The organism is Palleronia abyssalis (assembly GCF_900302445.1).
Taxonomy (GTDB): domain Bacteria; phylum Pseudomonadota; class Alphaproteobacteria; order Rhodobacterales; family Rhodobacteraceae; genus Palleronia; species Palleronia abyssalis.
The window spans coordinates 204,640-223,485 of the sequence record NZ_ONZF01000001.1 but is presented as its reverse complement, the minus strand read 5'-3'; the positions used below and the strand labels follow the sequence as shown (position 1 = coordinate 223,485).

Sequence of the window (18,846 nt, the reverse complement as noted above, 5' to 3'; positions counted from 1 at the left end):
GCGCTTGCCGCGCGGCCCGCCGCGCCTTGTCCCTGCGCGCGGTGAGGTGGCGCCGTGGTAAGGCCCTGCGGGCATAACTGCACGTGCTGGTCGTCGCGATGGGAAGCGACGCTCGACCGGAGGCCATGACGAGGGGGCACGGCATGACGGTCATACGATTGGACGATGAGGAGAGCGGCAATGCGAAAGCGGCGCTGGACCTGGCGGATGAGCAGGTCATGGAGATGCTGGCGGCACTGACCCGCGCGAAGGACCGGATCTTTGCGGAGGAAGATGTCTCGGACGCCGAGGTGCGACAGCGCCTGGCATCCGTTCAGAAGTCCATCCAGCACGTGTTCGACGAGAGGAAACGCTTTGACGAGCTGCGCAAGAAGCACGCGGGAATCGTGCATGACTATGCCATCGACTTCGACTGGGCGCGGGACGAGATCGGGCGCCGACTGGATCGCCTGCGCGTCGCGAAGGATGCAGGCGGAGTTCCTGGCGAGCCTGTCTGAAGGGGAGCTTCTGGCATTGCCTTACCTGTTCGACTTCTGGGCGATGGCGCATCAGCTGCCGCCCGAGGGCGACTGGAAATCGTGGGTCATCCTGGGGGGGCGTGGCGCGGGGAAAACCCGCGCCGGGGCCGAGTGGGTGCGCCGTCAGGTCGAGGGGTCGCGGCCCCTCGACCGGGGGGTATCGTCCCGGATGGCATTGGTGGGAGAGACGCTGGACCAGGTGCGCGAGGTGATGATCTTCGGGGATTCGGGGATCCTCGCGTGCAGCCCGCCGGACAGGCGCCCCGTGTGGGAGGCGACGCGCAAGCGGCTGGTCTGGCCAAACGGCGCGGTCGCCCAGGCGTTCAGCGCGCATGACCCCGAGGCGTTGCGCGGACCGCAATTCGATGCGGCCTGGGTGGACGAGCTGGCGAAGTGGAAGCGCGGCGAGGAGGCGTGGGACATGCTGCAGTTCTGCCTGCGGCTGGGGGATAATCCCCGGCAGTGCGTGACCACGACACCGCGCAACGTGCCGGTGCTGAAGCGGCTGCTGGATGCGGATTCGACGATGATGTCGACAGCCTCGACGCAGGTGAACAGAGCCAATCTGGCGGCGTCCTTCATGGCGGAAGTGACCGCGCGGTATGGCGGCACGCGGCTGGGGGCGCAGGAGCTGGAAGGGCGTTTGTTGCAGGACGTCGAGGGTGCGCTTTGGACGGTCGGGCAGCTGGCCGATTGCCGCGGCGGCGAGGCCGGTCTGGCCCGGGTGGTTGTGGCAGTGGACCCGCCGGTGACCGGCGGTGACCGGGCCGATACCTGCGGGATCGTCGTGGCGGGCGTGACGGCGGACGGCGAACGGGCCGTCGTGCTGGAGGATGCGTCGGTGCAGGGGTGCTCTCCGCTGGAGTGGGCGAAGGCGGCGGTGGCGGCCTATTACCGGCACGATGCGGACCGCGTGGTGGCCGAGGTCAACCAGGGCGGGGAATTGGTCGAGGCAATCATCCGGCAGGTGGACCGTACGGTGAGTTACCGCGGCGTTTACGCTTCCCGTGGCAAGGTCTGTCGTGCGGAGCCGGTGGCCGCCCTCTACGAACAGGGGCGGGTGCGGCACCGGGGACGGATGGACGAGCTTGAGGGGCAGATGGCGCAGATGGCGATCGGTGGATTTCAGGGATCGGGCTCGCCCGACCGGGTCGATGCGCTGGTCTGGGCCCTGACCGAATTGATGCTGGGGCCGAAGCAGGCCCGGCCTGGTGTGCGGGCGCTGTAAGGCGCGATTTCGACGCAGGATTTGCCGACGCGGACGGACGGACCCCGTGGGACCGGTCGGGCGAGGTGCGGCCTGAAGGAGGACGAGAATGTTCCAGTTTCTGAAGCGGGGCGGTGCGGCGCCCGAGACGAAGGCGAGCGCTGCCGGCGCTTTGACCGCGTCGCGGATCGCCAGTGGCATTGCCACGGGGGGCGCGGGCCGGGTGGCCTGGACACCGCGCGACACCGCCTCGCTGACCCGGTCGGGGTTCCAGGGCAACCCGGTCGTGTTCCGCTGCGTGAAGCTGCTGGCCGAGGCGGCCGCGGCGCTGCCCCTGATCCTGGAAGCCGATGGCGTGCGGATGGACGTGCATCCCGCGTGGGGCCTGATCCAGCGGCCGAACGGCGCGCAAGGTCGGGCCGAGTTGCTGGAGGCGCTGTATGGACAGCTTCTGCTGACCGGCAACGGGTATGTCGAAGCGGTGGGCGGCGACGAGGGCCTCCCGGTCGAGCTGCACGTGCTGCGGTCCGAGCGGATGAGTGTGGTGCCCGGCGCGGACGGCTGGCCGGTGGCGTATGACTACAGCGTCAGCGGGCGAACGCATCGCTTCGCGGCGGTGCAGGTGTGCCACGTGAAAAGCTTCCACCCGCAGGACGACCATTACGGACTGAGCCCGATGCAGGCGGTCGCGCAGGCGATGGACGTGCACAATTCGGCGTCGCGCTGGTCGAAGGCGCTGCTGGACAACGCGGCGCGTCCGTCGGGTGCGATTGTCTATCAGGGCGGGGAAGGGATGCTGGATCCGCAGCAATACGACCGCTTGGTGACCGAGCTGGAGACGCACCACCAGGGCGCGCGCAATGCCGGGCGGCCGATGTTGCTGGAAGGTGGGCTGGACTGGAAGCCGATGGGGTTTAGCCCCTCGGACATGGAATTCCAGAAAACCAAGGAAGCCGCGGCGCGCGAGATCGCGACAGCCTTCGGGGTGCCGCCGATGCTGATCGGGATCCCGGGCGACGCGACCTACGCCAACTATGCCGAGGCGCACCGGGCGTTCTATCGCCTGACCGTGTTGCCGATGGCGGGCCGTGTCTCGGCTGCGCTGGCGCAGTGGCTGGAGGGCTTTACCGGAGAAGACTTGGAGCTGCGCGTGGATCTAGACCGAATTCCCGCACTGGCGGCCGAGAGGGACGCGCAATGGACCCGGATCGCGGGGGCGGATTTCCTGAGCGCAGCCGAGAAGCGGACGCTTCTGGGCTTTGGCCCGGCAGAGGAGTGAGCATGGAACTGGAACGGAAATTCGTCGCGCTGGGAGAGGTGACCGTCAGCGAGGGTCACGTGATCGAGGGCTATGCCTCGCTGTTCGGGGCGATCGATCAAGGCAACGACGTGGTTGAGCCGGGGGCCTATGGCGCCTCGCTGAAACGGCTCACGTCTAAGGGCGGCCGGGTGAAGATGTTGTGGCAGCACGATCCGGCGCAACCCATCGGGGTCTGGGACGAGGTGCGCGAGGACGACCGTGGCCTTTTCGTCAAAGGGCGAATCCTGATGGATGTGGCCCGGGGTCGCGAGGCGGCGGCGCTGGTGACGGCGGGGGCCATCGACGGGCTGTCGATCGGCTATCGCGCGGTCCGGACACAGAAAGACGGGCAGGGGCGTAGGCGCCTGCACGAGCTGGAGCTGTGGGAAGTGTCGCTGGTGACCTTCCCGATGCTTCCCGAAGCACGGGTCGGGCAGAAGGGCGAGGCCCCCGATCCGATGCGGGACCTGGCGGCGGCGATCCGGTCCGCCCGCCGGGACTTGGCGGCGATCTAGGCGCCGCGACCAACCAAACGAAGGACATGCGATGAGCACGACCGAGACCAAGGCTCGGGCGGGGGACGGCTGCGCGCCCGATCCCGTTCAGGAGGTGAAGGAAGCGATGGCTGATTTCGTCAGCGATCTGAGAGCCTTCAAGGACGATATTCAAACGAAGCTTCAACAGCAGGAAGAGCGAAAGACCATGCTTCAGACCAAATCCCGTGCCTCCGTGGCCCGCCCCGTTCTTGCGACGTCGGCCGAAATCGAAGTGCCCCACCAGAAGGCGTTCGAGGCCTATGTCCGTTCCGGTGACGACGATGCGCTGCGCGGTCTTGTCCTCGAGGGCAAAGGGCTTTCGACGGCGGTCAACAGCGACGGCGGTTATCTGGTCGATCCGCAGACGTCGGAGTCGATCAAGGGCGTTCTGAAGTCCACGGCCTCGATCCGTCAGATCGCCACGGTGGTGAATGTCGAGGCGACCTCGTACGACGTGCTCATCGACAAGGCGGACCTGGCCGCGGGCTGGGCGTCCGAAACCGGCAGCGTTGCCGAGACCGGGACCGGTCAGATCGACCGAATCTCGATCCCGCTGCACGAGCTGTCAGCCCTGCCCAAAGCGTCGCAGCGTCTGCTGGACGACGCCGCGTTCGACATCGAAGGTTGGCTGGCCGGCCGTATCGCCGACACCTTCGCCCGCGCCGAAGCCGCGGCCTTCGTGAAGGGTGACGGTTCGGAGAAACCACGTGGTTTCCTGACCCATCCGCAGGTGGACGAGCAGAGTTGGTCCTGGGGCACGTTGGGGTATGTGGCCAGCGGTGCGGACGGTGCGTTCGCCGATGCCGATGCCATCGTCGACCTGGTCTATGCGCTTTGGGCGCAGTACCGGGCCAACGCGTGCTTCGTGATGAACTCGAAGACCGCGGGCACCGTGCGTCGCCTGAAGGACAATGACGGCCGCTTCCTGTGGTCGGACGGCCTGGCGGCAGGAGAGCCGGCGCGTCTTCTGGGCTATCCCGTGCTGGTCGCCGAGGACATGCCCGACATCGCGTCCGGTGCGACCGCCATCGCGTTCGGTGATTTCGCGGCGGGCTACACCGTGGCCGAGCGTCCCGATCTGCGCATCCTGCGCGACCCCTTCTCGGCCAAGCCGCATGTCCTGTTCTACGCCACCAAGCGCGTGGGCGGCGACGTGAGCGACTTTGCCGCGATCAAGCTGCTGAAATTCTCGGCCGTCTGAGGCCCTGAATCGGGCCGGGCCTGACGGGCCCGGTCCGGGTGAACGCGCGCGTCGCACGACCCGACCAGCTTTCCCTCCTATCGAGCGGAGCGTGGCGCGCGTTCATCATCCTGCGATCCGGGGGGAGGCAAAAGGGAAATAGCATGACACTTGTCGAGCAAACCCAAACGGACGCCGCAGCCCTGCCGGTCGGCGATCTTCGTACGCATCTTCGGCTTGGCACGGGGTTCAGCGACGACAGCATCCAGAACCCGGTTCTGGAACGCGCGCTTGCCGCCGCGATCGGTCATGTCGAGTCGCTGACGGGAAAGGCGCTGCTGGCGCGGCAATTCGTTTCGACGGTCGGAGCCTGGCGGGATCTGGGTCGGCATTCCCTGCCACGCGCGCCGCTTGTCAGCTTCGACGGCCTGACCATGATCGACGCGCAGGGCCTTCGCGGCAAAATCGCAAGCGACGCCGTACATGTGTCGAGGGACACGCACCGCCCGGCGCTTGTCGCGAAGGGCTTCGTGCTGCCGACGATCCCTACGGGCGGCGTTGCCGAGATCACGTTCACAGCGGGCTTCGGTCCGTGGGAAGCCGTCCCGGCCGATCTGCGCCTTGGGGTGCTGACGCTGGCCGCCGCGTATTACGAGGACCGCGCGGCCCCGGGCGATCTGCCCGCCGGCGTGGCCGCTTTGCTGGCACCTTACCGGCAGATGCGTCTGGGGGCGTCGGCATGAAAGATGTGCGGCTGAGCCGGGCGCTTGTCCTGGAAGATCGCGGCGGTTTTCCGGACGGTGCCGGGAGTCTGCGGGAGGAATGGAATGAGCTCGGGACCGTTTGGGCCGAGATGACACCGCGCACGGGGCGGGTGACCTCGGGCGAGGAAGTGGCGCTTAGCCGGGTGAAATGGCGGATCACAGTGCGTGCGGCGCCGTTTGGCGCGCCGTCCCGTCCGGAGGCAGGGCAGCGGTTCCGGGAAGGCGAAAGGGTGTTCGACATCGTCTCGGTCGTCGAGGGCGGGCCTTCGGCGAAATGGCTGATCTGCGAAGCGGAAGAGGATCGGATCAAATGAGTTACGCGGTCGCGAGCGCGCTTCAGGCAGCGCTGTACGAAAGGCTGACCTTCGATGACGGGGTCTACTGCCTGGTGAAGGGCGCGGTTTATGACGGAATCCCGCCGGGCGCCGTCCCCCCGCTTTACGTGAGCATCGGGGAAGAGAAGGTCATCGATCGCTCGGACGCAGACGGCGCGGGGGCGCTACACGATTTCACGGTGTCAGTGGTGTCCGATGCAAACGGGTTCGCGACGGCCAAGCTGGTGGCTGGCGCTGTTTCAGACGCGCTGCTGCGACGGACGCTGATCCTGGAGCGAGGGTACCTGGTGGGGCTGTGGTTCCGCCAAGCGGTGGCGAAACGGGTGGTCAAGACGGGCACCCGGCGGATCGATCTGCGCTTTCGCGCGCAGGTTCAGGACAACTAGGCGGAGGACCACGAGATGGTTGCGCAGAACGGCAAGGATCTTCTGATCAAACTCGACATGACCGGAGCGGGCGTGTTCGAAACCGTCGCGGGCCTGCGGGCGACGCGAATTTCCTTCAACGCAGAAACGGTGGACGTGACGAGCTTGGAGAGCACGGGCGGATGGCGCGAGCTTCTGGGAGGGGCCGGCGTGAAATCGGCTGCGATCTCGGGCTCGGGCGTCTTCAAAGACGCCGCGACGGACGAGCGGGCACGCCATATCTTCTTCGAAGGCGAGACGCCGCGGTTCCAGGTGATCATTCCTGATTTCGGAATCGTCGAGGGCCCGTTCCTGATCAGCGCCATCGAATATGCGGGCAGTCACAATGGCGAAGCGACCTACGAGATGAGCCTCGCCTCGGCCGGTGCCCTGACGTTCACGGGGCTGTGATGGGAAATCCGTGGGCGGGCGAGGTGGACCTCGTCATCAATGGTGAGCGGCGTGTGGCGAAGCTGACCTTGGGTGCGTTGGCCGAGCTAGAGTCGACACTGGAAGCCGACACCCTGGTGGCGCTGGTCGAGCGGTTCGAGGGCGGGCGGTTTTCCACCCGGGATCTGGTCGCGCTTCTGACCGCGGGACTGCGCGGGGGCGGTTGGACCGGAACGTCGCACGACCTGCTGCAGGCCGAAATCCGCGGTGGTCCGATCGAGGCCGCGAAGATTGCCGGTACCTTGCTGGCGCGGGCCTTCGGGCAGGCGTGACCGGGTTCGATTGGCCCGTTCTGATGCGGGCGGGATTGCACGGTCTGGGGCTGCGGCCGACGGAATTCTGGTCACTGACCCCAGCGGAACTTCAAATGATGCTGGGGCGCGGCGGCGGAGCCGCGCCCCTGGGGCGGGACCGGTTCGACGCGCTGAGCGCGGCGTTCCCCGACGAGAAGAGGGATACGGGCGATGAGCGATATGGATGATCTGGACGGCGATCTGTCGCGGTTCGAGGATGGCATCGACGGCGCACGCACGGTGCTGGCCGCATTCGATGCCGAGATGCGCGGCATGCAGCGAACGACCGCCGAGACCGGACGCGATGTGGCAACGATGTCCAGGGCGATCAGCGGAGAGCTGAAATCGAGTTTCGAGGGCCTTTTATTCGAGGGGAGCAAGCTGTCCGACGCGCTGCGGGGGCTGGGCCAGATGATGCTGAAGGCCGCGTATGGGTCGGCCGTCAAACCTGTCACCAAACAGGCAGGTAGCGCTCTGGCGTCCGGACTTGAGAACCTGCTGGGCGGGCTGTTGCCATTTGCAGATGGCGGATCGTTTTCCCAAGGCCGCGTCACCCCGTTCGCAACCGGGGGTGTCGTGACCGGACCGACCGCATTTCCCATGCGGGGCGGAACCGGCTTAATGGGAGAAGCAGGCCCGGAAGCGATCATGCCCCTGGCCAGGGGGGCCGACGGAAAGCTGGGTGTTCGCACTCAGGGCGCCGGTGGCCCCGTCCAGGTTGTGATGAACATCCAAACTCCTGACGTGGCGGGCTTCCAACGCTCACAAAGTCAGATCGCGGCGCAGATGAGCCGCGCCCTCTCGCGTGCGAACCGCAATCGGTAAGGAGACTGATCATGGCATTTCACGAAGTGCGTTTCCCAACGGACCTGAGCTTTGGTGCGATGGGGGGGCCTGAACGGCGGACCGAGATTGTCACCTTGAGGAATGGCTTTGAGGAGCGGAACACACCCTGGGCCCATTCCCGCCGTCGGTACGATGCCGGTCTGGGCCTGCGGTCCCTTGTCGATGTCGAGGCCCTGATCGCCTTTTTCGAGGCGCGCCGCGGACAGCTGCACGGGTTTCGCTGGAAAGACTGGGCCGACTATTCTTCGGCCCCGGGAGGCGAAGCACCCCGGGTGGATGACCAAGCTCTTGGCGTTTCGGACGGCGCGCGGCTATCGTATTCGCTTTGCAAGACCTACGGACAGGGCCAGTCGGCCTATGTCCGGCCGATCCGCAAACCAGTCGAAAGCAGTGTAAGGGTCGCTGTCGGGGGACGGGAGTTGGACCCCGTGTCCGAGTTCTTCGTGGATTTCGAGACGGGTGAAGTTCTTCTATCCGAACCTGCACCGGCGCAATCTGACATTACGGCCGGGTTCCTTTTCGACGTGCCGGTCCGTTTTGACACCGACCGCATCGATATTTCCCTTCCAACATTCAACGCCGGACAGGTTCCAAATGTGCCAGTCGTGGAGATCCGTATCTGATGACCGACGTGATTGCGACCGAATGCACATGCTGGAAACTCGTCCGCAAGGATGGGCGGATCTTTGCGTTCACCGACCATGACGCGATCTTGAGTTGTGAAGGGATTACGTTTCAGCCGGACGACGGCCTGACGGCCCGAGCGCTTGAACAGACCACGGGGCTTTCGGTGGACAACTCAGAGGCCATTGGTGCCTTGTCCGCATCGGGTCTGACGGAAAGTGATATCCTATCCGGGAGATATGACGGAGCAAAGGTCGAAATCTGGCGGGTCGACTGGTCCTCGGCGGAAAGGCGGGCCATCCTATTTGTTGGGGAGATCGGCGAAATCGAGCGGTCCGGGGCGGCTTTCAAGGCCGAGTTGCGGGGTCTGAGCGAACTACTCAACCGCCCACAAGGGCAGCTTTATCAACGGCAATGCCGGGCTTCTCTTGGCGATGCAAAATGCGGAGTCGATCTTGCGGCACGCGGAATGATTTTTGAGGCGGAAGTGATCGCCGTGGACGGACCTTCGATTTCCGTGCCATTCCTAAATGTTCCCGTCGGGCAATTCGCAAACGGTGTGATCCGTGTTCTCAACGGCGACGCCGAAGGCTCGGAACGCCGCATTCGCGAAGATCTGGACGACAGTACGTCTAGGATGTTGTGTTTATGGGACGGCATTCCCGGGGTGCAACCGGGTGATGTGATCGCGCTGACGGTTGGATGCGGGAAGACCGCCGACTTCTGCAGGATCAGATTCGACAATATGGCCAATTTTCGGGGGTTCCCGCATCTGCCGTCTGAAGATTGGCTGACCGGGTATCCCGGCGGTTCGCGCTGATCATGAACGATATCGTGGATGCAGCACGTCGCTGGATCGGCACGCCCTATGTTCACCGCGCTTCTTGCCGGGGGGCTGGCTGCGATTGCTTGGGTCTGATCAGGGGTGTTTGGCAAGATATTTCGGGTGAGCACCTGAACGATATGCCAGCCTATTCTCCGGATTGGAACGAGGCAGTGGGCCGTGAAGAGCTTCTGACACGAGTCCGCGCATATTTTGCCGAGGAGGATCGTGTGAACGTTCATCCGGGGCGGATCATTCTGTTTCGGATGAAACCCGGTGCCGTTGCAAAACACCTCGGTATCGCGACCGGCCCGGATCGGTTCGTCCACTCCTATTCCGGCCGTGGCGTTTGCGAAACGTCGTTGAGCGATCCTTGGCGACGCAAGATCGTCGCCTGTTTCGAATTCAAACGGAGAGCAGTGTAATGGCTACGATACTCCTTTTAGCAGCTGGTGGCGCGATCGGTTCTTCGATCGGCGGAGGTATGCTCGGCCTTGGCTCCGCCGTTATCGGCCGTGCGGTCGGTGCCTCCGTCGGACAGATGGTAGATCGACGGATTGGTGCGATCGGGCAGAACGTCCTTGGGTCCGGTAGCGGCGCGGTCGAGCAAGGTCGTCTGGAGCGGCTGAGACTGACCTCGACAGGGGAAGGCACGGTCATTCCACGGGTGTTCGGGCGAACACGCATTGCCGGACACGTGATCTGGTCCACTGATTTCGTCGAGACGGTTGTCGACAGAGGGGAATCCACCGGCGGGGGAAAGGGGAGCCCTGCCGTTGGGAAGACAATCTACAGCTATACCATTTCGTTGGCTTTTGGGCTCTGCGAGGGTGAGATTGCAAGCGTTTCACGAATTTGGGCTGACGGACAGGAAGTCCCGCGCGAGGCACTGAACTTGCGGGTCTACAAGGGATCGGAAGAGCAGCTTCCGGATCCGCTCATCGAGGCAAAAGAGGGTTTCGGCAACGCGCCGGCTTACCGAGGGGTGGCCTATTTGGTGATCGAGGACCTGAATCTGTCCGCGTTCGGCAATCGCGTTCCGCAGTTCAGTTTCGAAGTCATTAGAAATGAAAGCGGGAAGGCCTTCGGGGATATGGCGGAGCATGTTCGTGCTGTGTCTATTATTCCAGGCACCGGCGAATACAGCCTAGCGACGACGCCGGTGCGCTATGAGGATCAGCCCGGGGCCTCGAAGTTCACGAATGCCCATTCCTACGTCGGGCAAACGGATTTCCTCGCGTCGCTTTCGGCTTTGAACGACGAACTGCCTAACTGTCGGGCTGCGTCTCTTGTCGTGTCATGGTTCGGGAACGACCTGCGTTGCGGCTCCTGCAAGATCCGGCCAATGGTCGAACGGGTAGGACGTGATGGCGTAGAAATTCCATGGAGGGCTGGAGGGCTGAATGCGAATGCCGTTGCGGCCATACCTGAAAGCGAAGGACGCCCTGTTTATGGCGGGACCCCGGCCGACGATGCGGTCATCGAGGGCATTCGCGCACTTCGAGACGCTGGGAAAGACGTCATGTTTTATCCGTTCATCCTGATGAACCAACTGGCTGGAAACGGATTGCCTGATCCATATGGATCAGCGGAACAGGCCGCGTTGCCTTGGAGGGGCCGGATCACGGGGTCCATCGCCCCTGGACGCACGGGCACCGTGGATCGGACCGGTCAAGCGGATGCCGAGATTTCCATGTTTTTTGGTGCAGCGCAGGCCGGCGACTTCGAGGTCTCAAAAGACGGGGATCGAACCCTGATCAAATATTCGGGCCCGGATGAATGGAGCCTGCGCCGGTTTGTCCTGCACTATGCGCATCTTTGCGTCGCGGCAGGGGGGGTCGATAGTTTCTGTATTGCATCAGAGCTTCGCGGCTTGACCCAATTGCGTGGACAGAACGGGTTTCCGGGAGTAGTCGCCTTGCGAAAACTGGCCGCCGACGTGCGGAAAATCCTCGGGCCGGAAACCGCGATCAGCTATGCAGCCGATTGGTCCGAGTATTTCGGGTATGCTCCGCAAGACGGTTCTGGTGATATATATTTTCACTTGGACCAACTTTGGGCAGACGATAACATCGATTTCGTTGGTATCGATAATTATATGCCCCTGTCCGATTGGCGCGATCGACCGGCCGAAGCGGATAGCTCGTATGCCGGCCCTCACGACCTCGGGTATCTAAAGGCGAATATTTGCGGAGGTGAGGGATACGACTGGTTCTATGCCTCGGCGGCGGACCGAGATGCACAGATACGTACCACCATCACCGATGGGGTCCATAGCGAGCCATGGGTGTGGCGATACAAGGATATCCGCAACTGGTGGGGAAACGTCCATCATGATCGCGTCGGGGGAGTTAGACTGAACAATCCCACCAATTGGGTTCCGCAATCCAAACCAGTTCGATTTACCGAGATCGGATGTCCGGCAATCGATAAGGGTACCAACCAGCCGAACAAGTTTGTCGACCCAAAGTCGTCCGAATCATCGCTGCCATTCTTTTCCAACGGTGGGAGGGATGATTTCCTCCAGGTTCAGTATATCCGCGCAATGGATGAATACTGGAACGATGCGGTCAACAACCCTTCGTCCGACAAGTACGACGGCAGAATGGTCGCTTCGGAGCATTCCTACGTCTGGACGTGGGATGCAAGGCCGTATCCCCAATTTCCGGCCTTAGCAGATACTTGGGCGGATGGGGAAAACTATTACCGTGGTCATTGGATCACCGGGCGGGCTTCTTACCGCACCTTGCAATCTGTCGTCAGCGAAATATGCGATCGGGCGGGTATCGCCGACTTTGACGTCAGCGACCTTACCGGTGTGGTTCGGGGATACACGATCTCTGACATTGCCACGGGTCGATCCGCGATTCAGCCGTTGATGCTGACACATGGTTTTGATGCCATTGAACGGGAAGGAAAACTTGTATTCCGTATGCGCAGTGGCACACCTTGCGCCATTATCGACGAAAATCGTGTCGTGCAGCTTGGGCAGGATAATGGCGATATAACGTCGATCCGCAATCCCAACGCGGAGCAAGTTGCACGATTCTCGATCGGATACATCGCGGAGGACGGCGCGTTCAGTGCTCGAAGTGCTTATGTGGCGCGGAGCGAAAGAGATGACGGGACGGTAGCCCGGGCGGAAATCCCATTGGTTCTGACCACGGAAGAGGGCAGGAGTATCGCCGCGCGTTGGTTCGCGGAGACGGAAGTCGGGCGAGATCGTATCAGGTTCGGGCTTCCTAGATCGGCAGGACATCTTGGCGCCGGTGATGTCATCGAAATCCGTGGAGGCAGCTATCGGATCGACCGGGTTGAACTGGCCGAGTTCCAGCTTGTCGAAGCGAGCCGTGTCGGACGTCATCAGTACGATGCGCCGCTGCTGAAAGATGGCATCACAGACGTCGAGGTTCGTATAATCCCGGCGCCGGTGTTGCCGGTCATCTTGGACTTGCCTGCGTTTGGCCGCGAAGGGGATGTGGATGGCCCGGTAATCGCGACGGCTTCGGTTCCGTGGTCGGGCGAGGTTTCGGTCCATGCTAGCTTGGAGAATTCCAGCTATGCCTTGAAGACAGTGTGTCGGAGCCGGGCGACGATTGGTGAGACGAGCAGTGAACTAGTGCGGGGTCCCGTCGGTCGTTTTGACCGAGCGAACGTCTTGCGGGTCAAGCTTCTTGCGGGCGATCTTCGCTCTAGAACGGAAATAGAATTCCTAGCCGGGGCCAATTCAATCGCGGTGGGAAAGGAAGAAGAAGATCGATGGGAAATTCTTCAGTTCAAGGACGCCATTCTCGTCGAGCCGGGAACTTATGAATTGACGGGTCTTCTAAGGGGGCAATTTGGAACAGATGCATCGATGCCGGAGGCGTGGCCCGTCGGGACACGGGTCGTTCTGCTGGACAACGCTCTGGAGTCGTTGGGAGGGGCGGCTTATTTCCGCGGCAGCGTACGGCATTTTCGGATCGGTCCGGCCGCGCAATCTATCGAAGGCCCGAGTTACGTTCACAAGGAACACGAATTCAGTGCAAACTGGCAGTGCCCGCTTTCTCCGGTGCACCTAAAATCCCGCCGAATTTCTTCGGGAACTGAGTTCACTTGGGTCCGGCGAACCCGCAAGGGGGGCGATGACTGGGAAGCGTTCGAGATCCCTCTGGGCGAAGAACGAGAACAATACCTTGTGCAAGTCATGCGGTCGGGGGTGGTCGTGCGCGAAACGATTTGCGAATCCCCGCGGTGGGTGTACCCGGAGGCCGACCGCTTGCTGGACGGTCCGAATTGTTCGATTGCGGTCTCACAGGTGTCGTATTCGTATGGCCCGGGCGCGTCTGCGGCCATCTTGGTCCCAGATCTGCAAGACTAGGCTTGGTCCCTTCGGCGGTGGCCTCTATATCACCTGATAACGCGATCGTCGGAGGGCGAAAATGAGCCTCGAAGCCACCAACCTTGCCGCTGTGGATCCCGTCTGGAGACGGATCCGCGAGGAAAGCGAACGTGCCGTTGTCGATGAGCCTTTGATGGCGGCCTTGTTCCACGTCTCAATCCTGCATCACGAGACGTTCGAACGTGCGCTGACGTACCGATTGTCCCTCAAGCTTTCTAGCGGAGAGATGCCCGAACAGATCCTGCGCGAAGTCGCCGAGGAAGCCTATGCGTCTGATCCCCTGCTCGGACAGGCCGCTCGCGCGGACCTTGTTGCCACATATGAGCGCGACCCTGTCTGCCATAGGTTCGTGCAGCCGCTGCTGTATTTCAAGGGGTATCAAGCTGTACAGGCGTATCGGGTTGCTAACTGGCATTGGCGGCAGGGGCGCCACGATCTTGCGCTGTTCATCCAGATGCGAACCTCAGAATTGTTCGGTGTCGATATTCACCCCGGTGCAAGAATCGGGAAGGGGATCATGATCGATCATGCACATTCCATCGTGATCGGGGAAACTGCGACGGTTGGAGATAACGTGTCGATGCTGCATTCCGTGACGCTTGGCGGCACCGGAAAAGAGGACGATGATCGGCACCCTAAAATCGGCGACGGTGTGCTAATCGGGGCGGGGGCAAAGGTTCTTGGCGCAATCCGGATCGGCCATTGCTCACGAATCGCAGCGGGTTCCGTCGTTCTGGAAGAGGTTCCGCCAATGAAGACGGTCGCGGGCGTGCCCGCGAAGATCGTCGGAGAGGCGGGATGCGCGCAACCTTCAATTATGATGAATCACTTGTTCGGCAGCGACTGACACGATTGCTGTCGTCAGGTCGTTTGAGCGTCTTAGAAGTCGGTCCGTGCGGCGCCCGTCAGCGCAGAACGATCTCGTCGGAGCGCACGTATCCGAGAACGTCGCGGGCTTGCTCGTCCAGCAGATCGAGGTCCAGATACGTGTCCGACAGGCGCTTGGTCTTGTTGCGGTAAGTCGCGGTCTGTTCCCGCAGGGCGGATAGTTCCGATTCCAGACGTTTGGCTTCCGCGTCGATCTCCACGCGGCGCATCAGGCCAAAATCCCCCTGCACCGACGCGAAGCTGAAATAGGTCCCGAGGACGAATGTCAGGATGACGTAGGCGATGAGGCCATAGGGGGACCGTTTGCGCGTGTATGTCATGGCGGACGGCGTCTCCGAAAGCAGCCAAGGCGTTGATGCCAAAGGTGGCCGGGCTTGAATATGCCCTGCCGCCTTCGAACGCCAGTCAGGTCGAAACTGTGACTTATTCGTTGCCCTTGTAGATCGCGACGAGCTTGTCGAACATTGCCAGCGCTTCGGAGTGTTCGCGCTGGAAGGAGTTCCGGCCGATGATCGACCCGTTGCCGCCGCCGTCGCGGATGGCGCGGGCGTCGTCGTAGATCGAATCCTCACCCTTCTTCGCGCCGCCCGAGAAAACGACGATGCGCCGCCCGTTGAAGGACGAGCGCATGCACTCCTTGACCCGGGCCGCTTGGGTCGAGATGTCGATCTTCTGTTCCTCGAAGACCTTCTTGGCCTCCGGCACCTCGAGGTGGTCCGTGGACAGCTTGATCTTGATGATATGCGCGCCGATCAGCGCGGCGATCTGCGCGGCATAAGCGGCGACGTCGATGGCCGTCTCACCCTCTTTTGAGATCGCCTCGCCCCGTGGATAGGACCAGATGACGGTGGGTATGCCGACCGCTGCGGCCTCGCGGCGCAGCTCGACGATCTCCTCGAACATGTCGAGCTGACGGTCCGAGCCGGGATAGATCGTGAAGCCGATGGCCGAGCAGCCCAGCCGCAACGCGTCATCGACCGATGCGGTGACCGCTTGGTCCTTGCCGGCGGTCGAGGACATCAGCGAGTTCGCCGAATTCATTTTCAGGATCGTCGGCATCTGACCGGCATAGGTGTCAGCTCCGGCCTCGAGCATGCCAAGCGGCGCGGCGTAGGCGTTCAGCCCCGCATCGATGGCCAGTTGGTAATGGTAATGCGGATCATAGGCTGCAGCGTTGGGCCCATAGGTGCGGGCCGGACCATGCTCGAACCCCTGATCGACCGGTAGGATGATCATCTTGCCGGTGCCCTTCAGGCGGCCGTGCATCAGCATCTGGCATAGCTTGCCCTTCACGCCTGGCGCTTCGCCTTCGTAATTCGACAGGATTTGCTGAACTTTGCGCGATGCTTTCATGAAGACCCCCTGATTTTGCAATTTCCGCAAGGTCTAGGCCGCAGGGCCTTGCATGGCAACGGATTTCAGGCGGCGATCCTCATGGGCGCGCTAACAGGCGTTGTGGTAGATCCGCGTCGATCCACGCTTTGAGTGCCGCGTCCGATACGGCGCGGTTCGGATCCTTCCAACCGTCCGCGCCCCGGAACCGCGCGTCCAGTGTCGCGGCCAGATCGGCGCTGGCCGCATCGCCCAGACCGGCAGCAAGCCGCGCATAGAGGAGGGAATCGTGGTAGTTGCGTGTCGTCCCTTCACCCGTGGCCAGGGCAAGGGCGTCGCGCCGCAGTTCGCCCAGCGTGGCGGGCAGCGGACCTGTGGGTTGGGCGACGGCATCCTGGGCGGACAGGATTTCTGACAGGGTCAGATCGCCCTCGATCCGGTCACGAAGTCCGGCCGTAGGCTCACCGGCGTGGTCGGCGCGCAGGGCCGCGCGGTAGGAGTCGAGGGGCGCGGCGGAGGCCAAGGCCTCTGCCAGGGAAAGCTGCGCCGCGGGGTCGGTGATCGCGCTGTTCGACAGCAGTGATATGGCGGACGCAACGCTCCGGGGGGCGCCTTCGCCTGTCGCAAGCACCGTCGCGATGACGGCCAGACGGGCCGCGTCCAGAGTTTCCGGCGCATCGAGGGCCGCGGTCAGATCGTCCGCGGCGATGGGGGCCGCGTCAGGGACGATATACGCGGACAGACGCGGGTTCAGATCCGAGAGAAGGGTGGCAGGATCCGTTTCGTAGGCGGCGAAATCCAGCCAGACCGGTGGTATTGCCCGACCGGACGCTGAGGACCCGTGGATCGGCTAGGAACCCGGACCACGCTTCGGCGGCATCGGCCGCAAGATCCTGAACCTCGGGCGTCGGCGCCGCCCCACCAAGCGCGTTGGAGATGCTGCGCGCGATGGCCATTCCAGCGGTTTCGGGGTTGACCAAAGGCGGCGGCAGGAGCGGCGCGATCACCTGCCACATCCCGAGAGTCTCGATCTCCACGCGCGCCGAGGCAAGGTCTAGGACGGGCAGGGGGTTACCTTCGGGGTCCGAGGGATCAGAAGTAGTCAAAATCCGCCCAAGCGGTGACCGCGGCAACGTCGTCGATTTCGGCGAAGAGGCCCACCTGCGCCTCGGCCGAGGGGATGTCTTAATCTAAGTCAATCCGGACGAGCGGGCTGTCGATCATGTCGAGCCCCATCATCCGGGCGGGCATCGCGGCGGCGGGCGGCAGGCAGGCCCCATCGACCGAAACCGCGCGCAGCGAAAGCCCGACGCTCAGCCGTTCGGGGCGGTCGAAATCCATCACCTGGATGGTGCCGCCGCTGGCAAAGACGGCGCAATTGCCGTTCATGTCGTGGGGCGGGTCGGGATAGACCGCGACCTCGCGCAGGGTCACAGCACCGCGCCGGGCGTCGACCGCCATGTCGGACCAGCGCAGGTCGATCTGGCTGCGCAGCGCCACAGGGCCGCCTGAACCCCCGACCGCACGATGCGGTCCGGGGTGACCAGCTCTCCCCAGGTCAGGTGTTGCGCAAGCACGCCGGTTGGCAGGGCGCACAGGGCGGCGATCAGGATCGGGCGGGACATCGGCACCTCGTCTGGCGGGGGAGCCCAAGGGAACGATGAGGCGCCGATTCGCGCAAGCGATCGCTCAGCCGCCCAGCGCCTTGACCCCGGGCAGGGTCTTGCCCTCCATCCATTCCAGGAACGCGCCGCCGGCCGAGGAGATGTAGCTGAAATCGTCAGCCGCGCCGGCCTTGTTCAACGCCGCCACGGTGTCCCCGCCGCCGGCGACCGACACCAGCGATCCCGCTTTCGTCAGTCGGGCCGCCTCGGCCGCGGCGGCGTTGGTGGCGGCGTCGAAGGGCTGGATCTCGAACGCGCCCAGCGGCCCGTTCCAGATCAGCGTCTTGCACCCGGCCATCGCTTTCTTGATCCGCTCCACGCTGTCGGGGCCGGTGTCGAGGATCATCGCGTCGGACGGACAGGCATCCGCCGGCACCGACTGGTTCTCGGCCCCCGCCTTGAACTCGGTCGCGACGACCACGTCGTGGGGCAGGATGATCTCGCAGCCGACCTCGTCCGCGCGGGTCAGGATGTCCTTCGCGGTGTCGGTCATGTCGTGCTCGGCCAGGGACCTGCCGATGTCGATGCCCTGCGCGGCAAGGAACGTATTCGCCATACCGCCGCCGATCACCAGATGGTTCACCTTGCGCACGAGGTTCGACAACAGGTCCAGCTTCGTCGACACCTTTGCACCGCCCACCACGGCCATCAGCGGCCGTTCGGGTTCGCCAAGCGCGGTTTCCAGCGCCGTCAGCTCCTCGGCCATCAGCAGGCCGGCACAGGCGGGCAGGCGGCGGGCCAGCCCCTCGGTCGAGGCGTGGGCGCGGTGCGCGGCCGAAAACGCGTCGTTGCAATAGACATCGCCCAGCTTCGCCATCTCGTCGGCCAGCGCGTCGTCGTTCTTTTCCTCGCCCGGGTGGAATCGCGTATTCTCCAGAAGAACGACGCCGCCCTTGGCCACGGCCTCGGCCGCCGCGTCCCCCACGCAATCGGCGCCGAAGGTCACGTCGCGACCCAGCGCGGTCTCCAGCGCAGGGACCACGTGGCGAAGCGACATCTCGTCGACGCGGCTGCCCTTGGGGCGGCCGAAATGCGCCAGCAGGACCGGCGTGCCGCCCGCCTCGAGGATGGCGTTCACCGTGGGCACGATACGTTCGATCCGGGTCGGGTCCGTCACGCGGCCCCCTTCGACGGGGACGTTCAGATCCACGCGGGTCAGCACCCGTTTGCCCGACAGGTCCATCTCGCTCAGGGGGGTCCAGCTCATCGCGCGCTCCTTGCTTTTCGGTCGCCCTGTCATCGCGCGGAAGCCCGCCTTGCGCAAGCGCGGCCCTTTCCCTTGCCCCTTACGAAGCATAGAT

At 63.6% G+C, this 18,846-nt stretch carries 24 protein-coding genes; 17 read left to right on the top strand and 7 right to left on the bottom strand.

The window, feature by feature from the left end; translation table 11 throughout:
* Positions 1–143: 143 nt before the first annotated feature.
* The 17 genes from PAA8504_RS01120 (at position 144) to cysE (ending at position 14,508) form a co-directional block, all read left to right on the top strand.
* Entirely contained in the window at positions 144–497 is a 354-nt protein-coding gene (locus PAA8504_RS01120) for a hypothetical protein (RefSeq protein WP_108892330.1), read from the top strand.
* A complete protein-coding gene (locus PAA8504_RS01115; protein ID WP_108892329.1) occupies positions 466–1,746 on the top strand; it encodes a DNA-packaging protein in 1,281 nt (426 codons plus the stop codon). The genes PAA8504_RS01120 and PAA8504_RS01115 overlap by 32 nt, the downstream gene beginning before the upstream one ends.
* 88 nt (positions 1,747–1,834) lie before the next feature.
* Entirely contained in the window at positions 1,835–3,004 is a 1,170-nt protein-coding gene (locus PAA8504_RS01110) for a phage portal protein (RefSeq protein WP_108892328.1), read from the top strand.
* A gap of 2 nt (positions 3,005–3,006) precedes the next feature.
* Positions 3,007–3,540, top strand: a complete 534-nt coding sequence (locus PAA8504_RS01105) for an HK97 family phage prohead protease (protein WP_108892327.1) — start codon at positions 3,007–3,009, stop codon at positions 3,538–3,540.
* 31 nt (positions 3,541–3,571) lie between these two features.
* Complete coding sequence (locus PAA8504_RS01100) at positions 3,572–4,762, top strand: phage major capsid protein (protein WP_108892326.1); 1,191 nt, start codon at positions 3,572–3,574, stop codon at positions 4,760–4,762.
* A gap of 143 nt (positions 4,763–4,905) precedes the next feature.
* Complete coding sequence (locus PAA8504_RS01095) at positions 4,906–5,484, top strand: head-tail connector protein (RefSeq protein ID WP_108892325.1); 579 nt, start codon at positions 4,906–4,908, stop codon at positions 5,482–5,484.
* Positions 5,481–5,819, top strand: coding sequence for a head-tail adaptor protein (locus tag PAA8504_RS01090; RefSeq protein ID WP_108892324.1), 339 nt, complete (start codon positions 5,481–5,483; stop codon positions 5,817–5,819). The genes PAA8504_RS01095 and PAA8504_RS01090 overlap by 4 nt, the downstream gene beginning before the upstream one ends.
* On the top strand, positions 5,816–6,226 hold the full coding sequence (locus PAA8504_RS01085; RefSeq protein ID WP_108892323.1) for a DUF3168 domain-containing protein: 411 nt from the start codon (positions 5,816–5,818) through the stop codon (positions 6,224–6,226). The genes PAA8504_RS01090 and PAA8504_RS01085 overlap by 4 nt, the downstream gene beginning before the upstream one ends.
* A gap of 15 nt (positions 6,227–6,241) precedes the next feature.
* Complete coding sequence (locus tag PAA8504_RS01080) at positions 6,242–6,655, top strand: phage major tail protein, TP901-1 family (RefSeq protein WP_108892322.1); 414 nt, start codon at positions 6,242–6,244, stop codon at positions 6,653–6,655.
* Positions 6,655–6,966 (top strand): gene transfer agent family protein, encoded by a 312-nt coding sequence (locus PAA8504_RS01075; RefSeq protein ID WP_108892321.1) that lies wholly within the window; start codon positions 6,655–6,657, stop codon positions 6,964–6,966. Before PAA8504_RS01080 ends, PAA8504_RS01075 begins: the two co-directional genes overlap by 1 nt.
* Entirely contained in the window at positions 6,963–7,175 is a 213-nt protein-coding gene (locus tag PAA8504_RS01070; protein ID WP_108892320.1) for a rcc01693 family protein, read from the top strand. Before PAA8504_RS01075 ends, PAA8504_RS01070 begins: the two co-directional genes overlap by 4 nt.
* Entirely contained in the window at positions 7,159–7,812 is a 654-nt protein-coding gene (locus tag PAA8504_RS01065; RefSeq protein ID WP_108892319.1) for an RcGTA-type gene transfer agent tail tape measure protein, read from the top strand. The genes PAA8504_RS01070 and PAA8504_RS01065 overlap by 17 nt, the downstream gene beginning before the upstream one ends.
* An 11-nt stretch (positions 7,813–7,823) precedes the next feature.
* A complete protein-coding gene (locus tag PAA8504_RS01060; protein ID WP_108892318.1) occupies positions 7,824–8,456 on the top strand; it encodes a DUF2460 domain-containing protein in 633 nt (210 codons plus the stop codon).
* Positions 8,456–9,277: a phage/gene transfer agent baseplate hub protein gene (locus tag PAA8504_RS01055; RefSeq protein WP_108892317.1), complete on the top strand. Its 822-nt coding sequence runs from the start codon at positions 8,456–8,458 to the stop codon at positions 9,275–9,277. Before PAA8504_RS01060 ends, PAA8504_RS01055 begins: the two co-directional genes overlap by 1 nt.
* Before the next feature lie 2 nt (positions 9,278–9,279).
* Positions 9,280–9,705, top strand: a complete 426-nt coding sequence (locus PAA8504_RS01050; protein ID WP_108892316.1) for an NlpC/P60 family protein — start codon at positions 9,280–9,282, stop codon at positions 9,703–9,705.
* Positions 9,705–13,640: a baseplate multidomain protein megatron gene (locus PAA8504_RS01045; protein WP_108892315.1), complete on the top strand. Its 3,936-nt coding sequence runs from the start codon at positions 9,705–9,707 to the stop codon at positions 13,638–13,640. Before PAA8504_RS01050 ends, PAA8504_RS01045 begins: the two co-directional genes overlap by 1 nt.
* 61 nt (positions 13,641–13,701) lie before the next feature.
* Positions 13,702–14,508, top strand: coding sequence for a serine O-acetyltransferase (gene cysE, locus PAA8504_RS01040; RefSeq protein ID WP_108892314.1), 807 nt, complete (start codon positions 13,702–13,704; stop codon positions 14,506–14,508).
* Between the two features lie 58 nt (positions 14,509–14,566).
* Here the strand turns inward: cysE and PAA8504_RS01035 are convergent, their stop codons facing one another.
* The 7 genes from PAA8504_RS01035 to PAA8504_RS01010 all read right to left on the bottom strand — a co-directional run bounded on the left by PAA8504_RS01035 (position 14,567) and on the right by PAA8504_RS01010 (position 18,752).
* Entirely contained in the window at positions 14,567–14,869 is a 303-nt protein-coding gene (locus tag PAA8504_RS01035; RefSeq protein WP_108892313.1) for an FtsB family cell division protein, read from the bottom strand.
* 103 nt (positions 14,870–14,972) lie between these two features.
* Complete coding sequence (locus PAA8504_RS01030; RefSeq protein WP_108892312.1) at positions 14,973–15,902, bottom strand: class I fructose-bisphosphate aldolase; 930 nt, start codon at positions 15,900–15,902, stop codon at positions 14,973–14,975.
* A 79-nt stretch (positions 15,903–15,981) separates the two neighbouring features.
* Positions 15,982–16,512, bottom strand: a complete 531-nt coding sequence (locus PAA8504_RS01025) for a hypothetical protein (RefSeq protein WP_108892311.1) — start codon at positions 16,510–16,512, stop codon at positions 15,982–15,984.
* A gap of 88 nt (positions 16,513–16,600) precedes the next feature.
* Positions 16,601–16,987 carry a hypothetical protein gene (locus tag PAA8504_RS01020; RefSeq protein ID WP_146190432.1) on the bottom strand — a complete coding sequence of 129 codons (387 nt, stop codon included), beginning with the start codon at positions 16,985–16,987 and terminating at the stop codon, positions 16,601–16,603.
* A gap of 79 nt (positions 16,988–17,066) precedes the next feature.
* The gene (locus PAA8504_RS01015) at positions 17,067–17,381 is read right to left on the bottom strand and encodes a hypothetical protein (protein ID WP_108892309.1); all 315 of its coding nucleotides are present in this window, start codon (positions 17,379–17,381) and stop codon (positions 17,067–17,069) included.
* Positions 17,312–17,506 (bottom strand): hypothetical protein, encoded by a 195-nt coding sequence (locus PAA8504_RS21745; protein WP_146190431.1) that lies wholly within the window; start codon positions 17,504–17,506, stop codon positions 17,312–17,314. The genes PAA8504_RS01015 and PAA8504_RS21745 overlap by 70 nt, the downstream gene beginning before the upstream one ends.
* Positions 17,507–17,570: 64 nt before the next feature.
* Positions 17,571–18,752 (bottom strand): phosphoglycerate kinase, encoded by a 1,182-nt coding sequence (locus tag PAA8504_RS01010; RefSeq protein ID WP_108892786.1) that lies wholly within the window; start codon positions 18,750–18,752, stop codon positions 17,571–17,573.
* Between the last annotated feature and the right edge of the window lie 94 nt (positions 18,753–18,846).

Coding starts and splice junctions, on each gene's coding strand:
- PAA8504_RS01120 (WP_108892330.1), top strand. CDS start 144: ATGACGGTCATACGATTGGACGATGAGGAGAGCGGCAATGCGAAAGCG.
- PAA8504_RS01115 (WP_108892329.1), top strand. CDS start 466: ATGCAGGCGGAGTTCCTGGCGAGCCTGTCTGAAGGGGAGCTTCTGGCA.
- PAA8504_RS01110 (WP_108892328.1), top strand. CDS start 1,835: ATGTTCCAGTTTCTGAAGCGGGGCGGTGCGGCGCCCGAGACGAAGGCG.
- PAA8504_RS01105 (WP_108892327.1), top strand. CDS start 3,007: ATGGAACTGGAACGGAAATTCGTCGCGCTGGGAGAGGTGACCGTCAGC.
- PAA8504_RS01100 (WP_108892326.1), top strand. CDS start 3,572: ATGAGCACGACCGAGACCAAGGCTCGGGCGGGGGACGGCTGCGCGCCC.
- PAA8504_RS01095 (WP_108892325.1), top strand. CDS start 4,906: ATGACACTTGTCGAGCAAACCCAAACGGACGCCGCAGCCCTGCCGGTC.
- PAA8504_RS01090 (WP_108892324.1), top strand. CDS start 5,481: ATGAAAGATGTGCGGCTGAGCCGGGCGCTTGTCCTGGAAGATCGCGGC.
- PAA8504_RS01085 (WP_108892323.1), top strand. CDS start 5,816: ATGAGTTACGCGGTCGCGAGCGCGCTTCAGGCAGCGCTGTACGAAAGG.
- PAA8504_RS01080 (WP_108892322.1), top strand. CDS start 6,242: ATGGTTGCGCAGAACGGCAAGGATCTTCTGATCAAACTCGACATGACC.
- PAA8504_RS01075 (WP_108892321.1), top strand. CDS start 6,655: ATGGGAAATCCGTGGGCGGGCGAGGTGGACCTCGTCATCAATGGTGAG.
- PAA8504_RS01065 (WP_108892319.1), top strand. CDS start 7,159: ATGAGCGATATGGATGATCTGGACGGCGATCTGTCGCGGTTCGAGGAT.
- PAA8504_RS01060 (WP_108892318.1), top strand. CDS start 7,824: ATGGCATTTCACGAAGTGCGTTTCCCAACGGACCTGAGCTTTGGTGCG.
- PAA8504_RS01055 (WP_108892317.1), top strand. CDS start 8,456: ATGACCGACGTGATTGCGACCGAATGCACATGCTGGAAACTCGTCCGC.
- PAA8504_RS01050 (WP_108892316.1), top strand. CDS start 9,280: ATGAACGATATCGTGGATGCAGCACGTCGCTGGATCGGCACGCCCTAT.
- PAA8504_RS01045 (WP_108892315.1), top strand. CDS start 9,705: ATGGCTACGATACTCCTTTTAGCAGCTGGTGGCGCGATCGGTTCTTCG.
- cysE (WP_108892314.1), top strand. CDS start 13,702: ATGAGCCTCGAAGCCACCAACCTTGCCGCTGTGGATCCCGTCTGGAGA.
- PAA8504_RS01035 (WP_108892313.1), bottom strand. CDS start 14,869: ATGACATACACGCGCAAACGGTCCCCCTATGGCCTCATCGCCTACGTC.
- PAA8504_RS01030 (WP_108892312.1), bottom strand. CDS start 15,902: ATGAAAGCATCGCGCAAAGTTCAGCAAATCCTGTCGAATTACGAAGGC.
- PAA8504_RS21745 (WP_146190431.1), bottom strand. CDS start 17,506: ATGTCCCGCCCGATCCTGATCGCCGCCCTGTGCGCCCTGCCAACCGGC.
- PAA8504_RS01010 (WP_108892786.1), bottom strand. CDS start 18,752: ATGAGCTGGACCCCCCTGAGCGAGATGGACCTGTCGGGCAAACGGGTG.